This window comes from Blautia sp. MSJ-36, from assembly GCF_018917985.1.
GTDB lineage: Bacteria > Bacillota > Clostridia > Lachnospirales > Lachnospiraceae > Blautia_A.
On the sequence record NZ_JAHLPQ010000003.1, the window covers coordinates 137958 to 150789 of the forward strand.

A 12832-nucleotide genomic window follows, 5' to 3' on the forward strand; every position below is an offset into this window, starting at 1 on the left:
TTCTATAACGGAGCGATGTTAATCGTTCATAAGGAGAGAATTTTTATGAGAAAAAATCTGAAGGGCTGTAAGAAGCTTGCACGGGAAACACTGGCCGGTAATTTTACGGTCCCTGTGATCGGAAGCATTGCGGTTGCGGCGATGAGCGTGATCTCAAGCTACATTTCCACAGCGCTTTTTCCGGGAGATTCCCTGTATGCAATCATCGGAGGAGAAGTATTCAGTTTTATCCTTTCTCTGGTGATCTGCGTCTTTTCCGCAGGACTCTACCGGATTTACTTGAATATTTCCAGAAGAGAAGCGTATTCTTTCGGAGATCTTCTGTACTTTTTCAGCCACCAGCCGGATCATGTAATCGTGGCATCCTTTGTGCTGGCACTGATCAATCTGGTGACGTCCCTTCCACTGGCGTGGTTTTCCTTTACAAGTGATATGGGAAATACCGTGGAAGAACAGATGAATTGGGCAGTGACTTACATGCTACTCACACTTCTGGGGTTCGTGCTGAACCTGCTGGTAGCTATGCCATTTACCATGAGTTATTATATTCTGTCCGATAATCCGGACATGAAAGGAATGCAGGCACTGAAAGCCAGTGCGAAGCTTATGAAGGGGCATTACTGGGAGTATCTGAAGATGCTTTTAAGTTTTATACCGTGGGTTATTTTTTCCATGTTTACATTGTATCTGGCACTGATCTGGCTGGTGCCTTATATAGAAACGTGCATGGCGGTTTTCTATCGGAATATTTCAGGGGAGTTTGATGAGCCTCCGGCGGTGCAGTTTCTGGATGAAACCGAGGCGTAGACTTTTTCCCTTCCGGGGTGGACCATTTTGGCATGGGGCAATTTACGAGGGGGAAAGCACTCAAAGTTGCGAAGCCCGCTTTTCCCCCTCGAGCTCCCCCTTTCCGGGCACGCAATTGTTGCAGGTTGTGGGAATGTGTAAAGGTATTAGCGGGGCGATGGATTCTACGGTGTCGGCTGCGGAAAGTTGAGCCGATTTATGCTACGTAAATTTATTGGCGAAGCCTTTTTATTCGCTCCGTACGAAAAGCGGTCTGCGAAGCAGACCTGTTTCTGAATAACAGTGAAATAACAGCTATACAAGTTATACGCCGTAATTCAGGGAACAGGCCTGCTATGCAGGCCGCTTTCCCGTCCGCCCTGAACGAACAATCGGCTCAGCCTGACGCTGTCAGTACAGCAGAATACAGGACTGAGCCGATACATTTACACATTCCACAACGCACAACAGCGGCGTGGCCAGGAGGGGAAGAGCGCGAGAAGGGGAGACGGCCTTCGCAACTATGAGTGCTTCCCCTTCTCGCAAATTATCCACTTTCGTAAAGTGAAAATTATAATCCAAAAAAGAAAAACATACATATTTAACGCACTTCATAAAGTGAAATTATAATCCCAAAAAGAAAAATATACATTTCCTACTTTCATAAAGTAAAAATCACAATCCAAAAAGAAAAACATACACACACTACAGGTTCAAAGGAAGTCGTCCCACGACATCCTTTGTCAAAATTCCTATGAGAACCCCCGCCAGGACTCCTGCCACCAGCAGCGCAGGTGCATAGACCATCAAACTTGTATTACTCACCACAATCATGGCAACGATCAACTGCCCGATATTGTGAGTAACACCCCCCGCCACGCTGATCCCGATCAGACTGAACCCCGAATGTTTTTTCAAAAGATCCATCACAGTCAGGCTGAGCGCAGCGCCAGCCAGACTATACAAAATACTGAAGAGATTCCCGAACATAAACCCAATCACAAGTATTCTTACAACGGACACAAGAGCTGCCTCGCGGAGTGAATACCGGTCCAGTATAAAAAGTACTGCCAGGTTTGCAAGTCCAAGTTTGATTCCAGGAATCCCTGCAAACACAGGAATCAGAGACTCTACATATCCAAAAATAATCGCCACTGCGGAAAATAATCCAAGATAAGCTGTTTTTCGTTTCATAAATAAATCCTTCCATATGCCACTGTGTCACTGGTAAACGCCAGTGTCTTCAGATGATAAGCAGTTCTCGCATTTACGTCACCGCATCGATTTTCGGTGAACTCTCCGAGTCTGAATCCTCCGCAGTATTTTCTCCTTCGATCACAACTTTATTAGGAAGACAGATGATAGAACCGCCATGTTCATCCACAGCCTTCTGTTTCATACAGTAATGATCCGGGCAGGTTGCTTCGGTCATGGTAACTTTTCCGTCTTTGATTTCGCAGACATTGGTGTCCCCGATATGGATAACCTGATCCTGGGAAAGAGAATAAGTTCCGAATTCTTTTCCGTCAACAGTAATCCGGATCGTATTGTGGGAACGTTTCCCTGCGATTTGAAAACCAAGCCAGAGAATACCGGCCAGAACCAGAATCCCGGCAATAAAAATCACTTCTTTTTTCTTCAAAATAAAAACTCCGTTTCTGTCACAGATTCAGAAAAAATCATATCATACTCCCATTCAAAAGGCAAATATAAGTTAAGGATATCTAACCGGTGTCCGGCAGAATTGCAGAAAAAGATAAAGATACTGAGAAAAAAAGTTACCACGTACTAACAAAAAGTATAGACAAGAAAAAAATCAGGTGATATAATACCTAGCTGTAAGTTAGCAATATCTAATCTACGAAAAGAATTTAAACAGAACTAATTTATAAAAATAAGTAAAAGATATATAACTTAAAAAACAGGGGAGAAAAGAGATGAAAAACCAGAATTTTTATATGAGAGTGATCTCATTACTGCTGGTGATCATAGCTGTATTTTTTTACAGCAACAGCATGAAAGCCAAAGAAAATGAAAAAGAGATCGCGGCTCTGACAGATAAGGTAGACACTCTTCAGGAACAGCAGAGTGAACTTCTCAGTGCACTGGAGACGATTTATACAAACCGTGTGCAGAATCAGGCAGCTTCCGCGTCATCAGACAGCAGTACATCTGCAGATACTTCAGACAGCGCTTCCACAGATGACAACAGTGCATCCGATGATGCCGCTGATGCGGATAACGTATATAAAGATGGAACTTACACAGGAGAGGCCGATGGATACGGTGGAACCATTCAGGTGGAAGTGACACTTGCCAGTGATGAAATTACATCCATTAATGTAGTCAGCGCACCAGGTGAGGACAGCGCATATCTTTCACAGGCAGAGAGTGTAATCGATTCCATTTTAAGCGCCCAGAGTACAGATGTGGATACTGTATCAGGAGCAACATTCAGTTCTACCGGAATCCTGAATGCAGTGGATGAAGCACTTGGAAAGGCGGAAAACTCATGAAAAAAAGACAGCGGGAAGTAAGGCTGATACGCGCAGGGATACAGCTGGCATTTTTTATTGCTGCTCCGTCTCTGTTTTCCACAGCTTTTGCGGGAATCAAATCCATTTTTCTCGCCATTGCAGCCGGTCAGCCGGTGGAGTGGAATTCCTTTCTGACTGTAACAGCAGTGCTTCTGATCTTTACCTGCTTTTTCGGAAGACATTTCTGCGGATATGCATGTGCTTTCGGATCTTTCGGAGATGCCGTATATGAAGGTTTTTCCTGGATCTGGACGAAATGTTTTCACAAAAAAAAGAAACCAGCTCTTTCTGAAAAAATGGTTCACAGATTTCAGAAAGTCAAATATATCGTACTGGCCCTGATTTTACTTTCCTGCCTCACAGGAGTATACGGAAAGCTTACAGGAACCAGCCCGTGGGATGTTTTTTCCATGATTACTGCAGGACGTCTCCCGAACAGTAAATATCTGGTGGGAATTGTGATCCTGGTTCTGATCATGGTGGGAATGTGTACACAGGAACGTTTTTTCTGCCAGTTTCTCTGCCCTATGGGAGCGGTTTTTGCATTAATGCCGATCCTTCCGGGAGCACTGTTTCAGAGAAACCGTGAGAAATGTCCGCCAAAATGCGGCCTCTGTAAAAAAAGATGTCCGGCTCATCTGGACATTGACGGGGACACAGCCAGATCCGGCGAATGTCTTTGCTGCCATGCATGTGCGGCAACCTGCCCGAGAAAAAATATTCACATTGGAACAACTGAGGAAAATAATTGATGGGATATCATGCTCTGAAAAAGAAAGCTTTTCTTACAACGGCTGCAGTTACAGGAATCACAATGCTGTTTCCAGCGCTGTGCATGGCTGCTTCGGAAAAGGATATACAGACATATACGGATACAGATTTTGCAATGGATACTGTGGTGTCAGAAACACTTTATACCACAGGCGACGATATAAACAGTAAACTGACATCTGTACTGACAGATGTGGAGACAAACCTTCTTTCCTGGACCAATGAGAAGTCCCAGATCTACAAGGTGAACGCGGACAGCGGAAAAGATACGGAGATTTCCGAGGAACTTTCCGGGTATCTGGAGCGCCTTCTGAAGATTGCGAAAGACTCGGACGGAGTTTTTGATCCGACGATCGGGAAGTTGATCCGTCTGTGGGATATCGGGGGAGAAAATCAGAGAATTCCGGGAGAAGATGAGATTCAGGAAGTTCTGAAGGACTCCGGATATCAGAAAATTTCTCTTGATGGAAACACGATCCACATGGATGAAGGATGTTCTCTGGATCTTGGCGCAGCCGGAAAAGGAATCGGCTGTGACCTGATTCTTGAAAATCTGAAAAACCAGAAAGATGTAACAGCGGCACTTATGAACCTTGGGGGAAGCAGTGTCATGACCTATGGAAGCAAACCGGATGGTTCTTCCTGGAATGTGGCAGTGACAGATCCCCGTGCTGAAAATGATGACGATTATCTTGGTGTGGTTGCCTTAAATGGCACAGAATTTCTTTCCACATCCGGAGATTACGAGAAATATTTTATCGAAGATGGTGTAAGGTATCACCACATTATGGACCCGTCCACCGGTTATCCGGCAAAAAGCGGAGTGACCGGAGTTACGGTAGTCTGTGACACAGGTCTTGAGGCAGACGCACTTTCCACAGCATGTTTCGTTTTGGGTGTGGAAAAAGGTGCCCAGCTGTTGAAAACTTACGGTGCAGACGGACTTTTTGTGGATGAAGACCATCATGTGTATCTCACGGAAGGGATGAAAGAGCGGTTCAGCCTGCTTGCGGATTCCTACAGCGTGGAGGATATCATTGAATAAACACAGACGGTGGAGTAGTTTGTGGTATTTACGATAGTGACCCCTGGAAAGGTTTCTATAAATATTTCATATTTTTAGGAGGAATAAGTAATGCATAAGTGGAATTTACTGAAAAAAACGGCTCCCTGCATCTTAAGTCTTGCAATGGCAGCAACAAGTTTTCCTACAGCTGTAATGGCAACAGACCTGGACAGCAGCATTGTAGCAGACGAAACCGAGCAGAGCGATGAGGAAGAGACTGCAGAGGTTTCCGACTACGAGGCAGCTGCGGGAGAGGCTGCTGATGCAGAAGAGATCGCGGCAGAGGACCAGAACGCTGATGAGATCACAGAGGAAAGTGCAGCAGAGAATACTGAGGAAGAGACTTCTGGTGTAGATGAGTTTACAGCAGCAGAAGACGAGACAGAGGCATTTGCAGACTCTGACGAACTTCAGGGAGAATATCAGTATGTATACGCAGGATTGACCTGGGCAGAGTACTGGGCAAACGAAGGCGTATATGCAGCAGGAGATACAACTTCTTCTGAGGAAGTGGATGGTCATAATGAACTTGACAAAGGTGCTTTTGATACGGTAACAAGAGCAACTACAAACCACGGACTTCACAGAGGAAGCTTCCAGACAGAGACAACCATTGTGGCAGAAGACGGAAGCAGATATCCGATTGCGGCATGGGTAGATCAGAATACCATTAAGCTGACAGATGGAACAACTGTAGGATTTAACAGAGGAACTATCACAAAAGCAGACGGAACAACTGTAGATATGCATCACTATGAAGTTTATGGCCTGAAATATATCCCGGTTGCCGTAAAAACAGAAGATTATGATGCATTCTGCCAGAAATACAACGTAGTTACCAATGATGGCGTGCTGGAAGGCGGATATGGCGAAGTACAGCTGAGCTCCTATACAGCAACAGCAGCAGTAACAGCAGACACCAACGGTCTGAAATATGCAGTGAAAAACGGTGACAGCTTTACATTTGAGGCAAGAAAAACAGGAGCAGATTCCGGAATCAAGGATCAGGCTCAGAAAACAGCAGCAAATGTAACACCAACAGTAAAAGAAGCAAGCGGAAGTTACGGAGAATTCCTCCGTGTGGATATCACAGGAGAAGGATATGGAGATCTTGGAGCAAATATGCAGGCAGTACGCTGGGACTACTGTGGAGATGACGCTACAGGAACAAACGTGCTGAGATCTTTCGGAACCAAGTTTGCGGCAGATAACTGGATGCATAAATCCATGGGAATCCAGCTTGGACTTACCGATTCTTTAAGATGCCAGCTTCCGGAAGGAACAGACGGAACCGGATACTGGAGACTGACAGTATACGCACTTGGCTATGCAGACTACAGTTTTGTGGTACATGCTACAGACGCAAATATTGTAAAACCATCTGAAGAGCCGGCAGATACAACTGCTCTTACAAAAGAGGTTGAAACAGCAAAAGCACTTGCTGAGAACGATTATACAAAAGCGACCTGGGCAGCAATGCAGACAGAGCTTCAGGAGGCAGAAGAGCTTCTTGCAAGAGAAGATGCAACACAGGCAGAGGTTGATGAGGCACTTGAGCATCTTAAGGCAGCAGAAGCAGCTCTTGTAAAAGTGACAGTTACTCTTGACAAAACATCTGCAACCATTTACACAGGAAAAACAGTTACTCTGAAGGCAACTTCAAATGATACAGCTAAGACAGTAACATATACAACCAGCAACAAAGCAGTAGCAACAGTATCAAGCACAGGTGTTGTAAAAGGTGTGAAAGCCGGAACTGCAGTGATCACTGCAAACTGCGGAAACGCAACAGCAACCTGCAAAGTAACTGTAAAAGCTCCATCTGTAAAATTTGCAAAGAAATCTGCAGTTGTTTACAAAGGAAAAACAGCCACTGTAAAAGCAACACTGGCCGGAGTATCTTCTGTAACATACAAGAGCAGCAATACAAAGATTGCCACTGTAAACAGCAAGACAGGTACCGTAAAGGGAATCAAAGCCGGAACTGTAACAATTACAGCAACAAGCGGAAAACTGAAAGCAACCTACAAGCTGACAGTTAAGAACCCGACCTTTACACTTACAAAATCCTCTGCAACTATTGCAAAAGGAAAAACAACAACCATCAAATCCAAAGCAGCACCAGCTTCCAAAGTTACATACATAAGCAGCAACAAGAAAGTTGCAACCGTAACAAGCAAAGGTGTTGTAAAAGGAATCAGAAAAGGTAAGGCAACCATCACCGTTAAATGCAACGGAATTACAAAGAAATTTGTGGTAACTGTTAAATAATACAACGGTTCATAAAAGAGTAAGAACCTCTGCCGCAGGTATACGGAAATATCTGCGGCAGAGGTCTGCTCATTTTTTGTGGCGGTTCGGAAAATGACTGGAAACGCCCGAAAAAGCATATACCTGACAGAAGCCGCACAAAAAGAGGGGAGAAAAAGAATTATGGAAAAAGATTTAAAAGATAAAAAGCCAGCTGAAAATGGCACACCAAAAGTACCCTGGCCGAAGCTGATCCCTGCAGCTGCTGTAATTGCGGCACTTGTATTTTCAGGTATAAAAGCGCAGGGCTCCGATGCAAATACGGAATCTGTCCAGAAAGCAGACACAATGGTCATGTCTGCTTCTGAACTGGAAAAATATCTCGGTTATGAGGAGACTTCTGATCCAACAGACAACAACAGTACAGCAGCAGAAAAGAGCAGTACGTCAAAGAAAAGCACATCCAAGAAAAGTACGAAAAAAACAGCAGCAAAAAAAAGCTCAGGAAAAAGAACCGTATCAGAATCAGCCAGAAATAATGCCAGTGCAGCCGGACAGGGCTCTACCCAGACTCCTGTAGCAGATGTTCCGGCAAATGGATATAAAGACGGAACCTACGAAGGCTCCGGAACCGGATTCGGCGGAACCATCCGCGTCCGTGTAACCATCAGCGGTGGAAAGATTGCAGCCATTGATATCCTGGACGCTTCCGGCGAAACTGCTTCCTATTTTGCGTCCGCACAGGGCGTAATCAGCAGAATGATTGCGGGAAATACACCAAATGTGGATGCAGTCAGCGGCGCAACCTATTCTTCCAACGGAATTATCCAGGCAGTTCAGAATGCATTATCCCAGGCAGCGGCAGATGGAAGCAGCCAGCAGGTCACCCCTGCACCTGTGGCGACCTCCACACCAACGCCAACAAAAGCCCCTTCAAAGAAACCAAAGCCAACTGCAAATCCAGATCCTGACAGTCCGAAAAAATATCTGGATGGTACATACAAAGCATCCGCAAAAGGTTACAGCGGAGATGTAAAAGTGACTGTAACCATCAAGGATGGAATTATCACAGCGGTAAAACAGGAAAACTCAGATACTCCGATGTTTTTCGAAAAAGCATGGAGTGTGCTGGAAGAGCAGATTGTGGGAACGGATTATGTAGACGATATTGATACCGTCAGCGGAGCAACCTACTCTTCCAACGGAATTCTGAATGCTGTGAAAAAGGCTCTGAAGTCTGCACTTAATCCGGAATATGGTAAGAAAGTAACTCCAACTCCGACAAAGAAACCGACACCAAAGCCAACGGCAACACCAAAACCAACGGCAACGCCGAAGCCGACCGCAACGCCGGTTCCAACGGCAACACCGGAACCGACAATCGATCCGGAAGATCCAAATGTAACACCGACTCCAGATCCGGAGAATCCTGATGTAATACCGGAGCCTACCGAAGAGCCGGAACCGACCCCCGCAGGAATGTATATCGATGGAACTTATCAGGGATCAGCTTTTGGATATGGCGGAAAAACAAGACTGACCGTAACCATCTCAGGAGGTCAGATTGTTGAGATTACACAGACGAATAATGATACTCCGGAATTCTTTAATGAGGCATGGAATACCATTTATCCTCAGATCATGGCAAATCAGACTGCAGATGGTATTGATACCGTCAGTGGAGCAACACTTTCATCTGAGGGTATTCTGGGAGCAGCACAGAAAGCGCTTGCACAGGCAAAAAAATAACCGAATTAACTGCAAAGCAGTTATTCGGTTATGACTAAGTCAAAAACCCCGGGAACTTCACATAATCCAGGAAGTTCCCGGGGTTTTTATGTTCATGTATAAGGAGATATTCTACCTTTTTACCCTTATATCGACAAAAAAATAACAGATCAATACACAGAATAATAAAAAAAAAGACAGAATATATAAAAAGAAATTTGAATTACATCAATAATTAACGCAAAACATCCTGGAAAATACAGCCATAATTTTATTGCATACAACTATATTTTATGTTATGTTTGAATGTGTGTAATTAAAATTGTTATTTATGTGACAAACAACGCTGAAAGGAGAACAAACATGAGCAGTAAAATTACGATCATCGGAGCAGGAAGCGTAGGTGCAACCATCGCCTACACCTTATCACAGAAGAGCATTGCCTCAGAAATCGTCCTGATCGACATCAACAAACAGAAGGCAGAGGGCGAGGTCATGGACATTGACCAGGGAACCAGTTTCCGTGAACCGATCTCCATCGTGGCAGGAGATTATCCGGATGCAGCTGATTCTGATATTGTCATCATCACTTCCGGTATTGCCAGAAAGCCAGGACAGACACGTATCGAGCTGACACAGACTAATGTCAACATCATGAAAAGTATCACTCCGGAGATCGTAAAGGTGGCTCCTAAGGCGCTTTATATTATTGTAAGTAATCCATGTGACATTATGACGTATGCATTTGCAAAAATTTCCGGTCTTCCGGAGCGTCAGATCCTTGGTTCCGGAACTGCACTGGACACTGCCCGTCTCCGCTGCAGACTTTCCCAGCACTATGGCGTATCGGAGAAAAATATTCACGCCTATGTATTCGGAGAGCACGGAGATACCTCCTTTGTACCGTGGTCAAGAGCCTTTGTTGCAGGTGCGACCCTTGATGAATTTGACAAGATCGTTCATGAGGATCAGAAAGATCTGCCGCCACTTGACAGAGAGGAAGTTCTGGAGTATGTTCATACTTCAGGATCAACTGTTATTGCCAAGAAAGGTGCCACATTTTATGCGGTAGCCGTATCTGTCTGCAGACTTTGCTCGCTTCTTCTTGCAGCATCTGATACAATAGTCAGTGTATCAACCATGCTTCACGGAGAGTATGGCATTGAAGACGTATGTCTTAGCACTATGGCTTCCATCGGACCGAATGGTGTGAAACGAATTGTCCGTGTTCCTCTGACCGAGGAGGAGACAGAGAAGCTTCACGCAAGCGCTAATGCTCTGAAAGACGTGATCGCACAGATTGATCTTTGATAAATGTCAGAAGCTGTGTAAAGAGGGAAATGCAGCCTCAGGCAAATTTGAAACAACGGGAGAAAGATAAAAATGGATATTATTCAGGTAATTACCAGAGAATTGAACGTTGAGAAATGGCAGGTCGAGGCAGCAGTCAAACTGATCGACGAAGGCTGCACCATTCCTTTTATTTCCAGATACCGTAAAGAAGCAACCGGTACTCTCAATGACGAACAGCTTCGTAACCTTAACGAGAGACTTACCTATTTAAGAAATCTTGAGGACAAAAAAGCCCAGGTTCTCGGAAGCATTGAGGAGCAGGGCAAGCTGACTCCGGAACTGAAGAAACAGATCGAGGCAGCTCAGACACTTGTTGTGGTAGAAGACCTTTACCGCCCATACCGCCCGAAACGCCGTACACGTGCCATCATCGCCAGGGAAAAAGGTCTGGGACCGCTGGCTGATATCATTCTTCTTCAGATGACGAAGAAACCTCTTGAAGAAGAGGCAAAAGCATTTCTTTCCGAAGAAAAAGAAGTCAAAACTGTGGAAGAAGCCATCAGCGGCGCCAGAGATATCCTTGCAGAGCATATTTCCGATGAGGCGGACTATCGTATCAACATCCGTAAGAGAACTATGGATAAAGGAACGATCTGCTCTACTGCGAGAGATGAGAAAGAGCAGTCCGTATACGAGATGTATTACGATTTCGAGGAGCCGGTGAAGAAGCTTGCAGGTCATCGTGTCCTTGCCCTGAACCGTGGCGAGAAAGAGAAATTCCTTACTGTGAAGATTCTTGCACCGGAGGAAGAGATTATCCGTTATTTGGAGAAACAGGTGATCGTCCGTGACAATCCTAATACCACACCGGTATTGAAGGAAGCCATTGAGGACAGTTACAAACGTCTCATCGGACCGGCCATTGAGCGTGAGATCCGAAGCGCTCTTACAGAGGCAGCAGAAGACGGTGCCATCCATGTCTTTGGCAAAAATCTGGAGCAGCTTCTCATGCAGCCTCCAATCGCAGGACAGGTCGTTCTTGGATGGGACCCGGCCTTCCGTACAGGATGTAAGCTGGCAGTGGTAGATCCGACCGGAAAAGTTCTGGATACCACCGTGATTTATCCAACAGCGCCAACCAACGAGACCAAGATCCGTGCAGCCAAGGAAACCCTGAAAAAACTCATCAGTAAATATCACGTAACCCTGATTTCCGTAGGAAACGGAACTGCATCCAGAGAGTCCGAGCAGATTATCGTGGAACTTCTCAAGGAGATCCCGGAAAAAGTTCAGTACGTGATCACCAACGAGGCAGGTGCTTCCGTATATTCTGCAAGCAAGCTTGCAACAGAAGAGTTCCCGAATTTCGATGTGGGACAGAGAAGTGCCGCATCCATCGCAAGACGAGTTCAGGATCCGCTGGCAGAGCTTGTAAAGATCGACCCGAAATCCATCGGTGTGGGCCAGTATCAGCATGATATGAACCAGAAGAAACTGGGGGAAGCGCTGAACGGTGTTGTGGAAGACTGTGTAAACAAGGTCGGTGTGGATTTGAATACGGCATCCGCATCCCTTCTGGAATACATTTCCGGAATCAGCAAGGCCATCGCAAAAAATATCGTCGCTTACCGTGAGGAAAACGGCCGTTTCCAGACAAGAAGAGAACTTCTCAAAGTTGCCAAGCTTGGTCCGAAAGCCTTTGAGCAGTGTGCAGGTTTCACACGGATCACAGGGGGCAAAAATCCTCTGGATGCAACCAGTGTTCATCCGGAGAGCTACGACGCAGCAAAAAAACTCCTGGAAAAACTCGGTTACACACCGGAAGATGTGGCAGAGCGTAAACTTACCGGCATTTCCAGACAGATCCGCGATTACGGAAAACTGGCGAAAGAGCTGGAAATCGGTGAGCCAACTCTTCGTGATATCGTAAAAGAGCTGGAAAAACCGGCCAGAGATCCACGAGATGAGATGCCAAAACCGATCCTCCGTACCGATGTCCTGGATATGAAAGATCTGAAAGAGGGCATGGTACTGAAAGGAACTGTCCGCAATGTTATTGACTTTGGTGCTTTTGTAGATATCGGAGTTCATCAGGACGGTCTGGTTCATATTTCCGAGATGAGCGAGAAATTCATCAAACATCCGCTGGAAGCAGTCAGCGTGGGAGATATCGTGGATGTTCGTGTCCTTGGTGTGGATATGAAGAAGAAGCGGATCAGCCTTTCCATGAAGGGAATTAATAAATAAAGAAAAATATAACAGAATGATAATACAGATACAGCAGCGGTTTATTATTTCTATCTCGCAGAACCGGAGAAATCGGTTTTACAGAAAAAAAACGCTGCTGTATTATTATATTACCAGATGCGGATTATAGAGTCCGGCTATATCAGAAATATGA

At 45.3% G+C, this 12832-nt stretch carries 10 protein-coding genes; 8 read left to right on the top strand and 2 right to left on the bottom strand.

The features are described from left to right. The first annotated feature begins 45 nt into the window (after positions 1 to 45). Positions 46 to 807, top strand: coding sequence for a DUF975 family protein (locus KQI39_RS03940; protein WP_216416703.1), 762 nt, complete (start codon positions 46 to 48; stop codon positions 805 to 807). Between the two features lie 684 nt (positions 808 to 1491). Here the strand turns inward: KQI39_RS03940 and KQI39_RS03945 are convergent. After that, positions 1492 to 1980 carry a Gx transporter family protein gene (locus KQI39_RS03945; protein WP_216416706.1) on the bottom strand — a complete coding sequence of 163 codons (489 nt, stop codon included), beginning with the start codon at positions 1978 to 1980 and terminating at the stop codon, positions 1492 to 1494. A gap of 73 nt (positions 1981 to 2053) precedes the next feature. Next, positions 2054 to 2428 carry a NusG domain II-containing protein gene (locus KQI39_RS03950; RefSeq protein WP_148445258.1) on the bottom strand — a complete coding sequence of 125 codons (375 nt, stop codon included), beginning with the start codon at positions 2426 to 2428 and terminating at the stop codon, positions 2054 to 2056. A 295-nt stretch (positions 2429 to 2723) separates the two neighbouring features. Between KQI39_RS03950 and KQI39_RS03955 the strand changes: the two genes are divergently transcribed. The 7 genes from KQI39_RS03955 to KQI39_RS03985 all read left to right on the top strand — a co-directional run bounded on the left by KQI39_RS03955 (position 2724) and on the right by KQI39_RS03985 (position 12678). After that, positions 2724 to 3302: an FMN-binding protein gene (locus KQI39_RS03955; RefSeq protein WP_216416709.1), complete on the top strand. Its 579-nt coding sequence runs from the start codon at positions 2724 to 2726 to the stop codon at positions 3300 to 3302. Then, positions 3299 to 4075: a 4Fe-4S binding protein gene (locus KQI39_RS03960; protein ID WP_216416712.1), complete on the top strand. Its 777-nt coding sequence runs from the start codon at positions 3299 to 3301 to the stop codon at positions 4073 to 4075. Before KQI39_RS03955 ends, KQI39_RS03960 begins: the two co-directional genes overlap by 4 nt. Continuing rightward, entirely contained in the window at positions 4075 to 5139 is a 1065-nt protein-coding gene (locus tag KQI39_RS03965) for an FAD:protein FMN transferase (RefSeq protein WP_216416714.1), read from the top strand. Before KQI39_RS03960 ends, KQI39_RS03965 begins: the two co-directional genes overlap by 1 nt. Before the next feature lie 90 nt (positions 5140 to 5229). Then, positions 5230 to 7431: a penicillin-binding Tp47 domain C-containing protein gene (locus KQI39_RS03970; RefSeq protein ID WP_216416716.1), complete on the top strand. Its 2202-nt coding sequence runs from the start codon at positions 5230 to 5232 to the stop codon at positions 7429 to 7431. Between the two features lie 162 nt (positions 7432 to 7593). After that, a complete protein-coding gene (locus KQI39_RS03975; RefSeq protein WP_216416720.1) occupies positions 7594 to 9159 on the top strand; it encodes an FMN-binding protein in 1566 nt (521 codons plus the stop codon). 342 nt (positions 9160 to 9501) lie between these two features. Further along, positions 9502 to 10449: an L-lactate dehydrogenase gene (locus tag KQI39_RS03980; protein ID WP_021977417.1), complete on the top strand. Its 948-nt coding sequence runs from the start codon at positions 9502 to 9504 to the stop codon at positions 10447 to 10449. 72 nt (positions 10450 to 10521) lie between these two features. After that, positions 10522 to 12678, top strand: a complete 2157-nt coding sequence (locus KQI39_RS03985; RefSeq protein ID WP_216416723.1) for a Tex family protein — start codon at positions 10522 to 10524, stop codon at positions 12676 to 12678. Positions 12679 to 12832 lie beyond the last annotated feature (154 nt).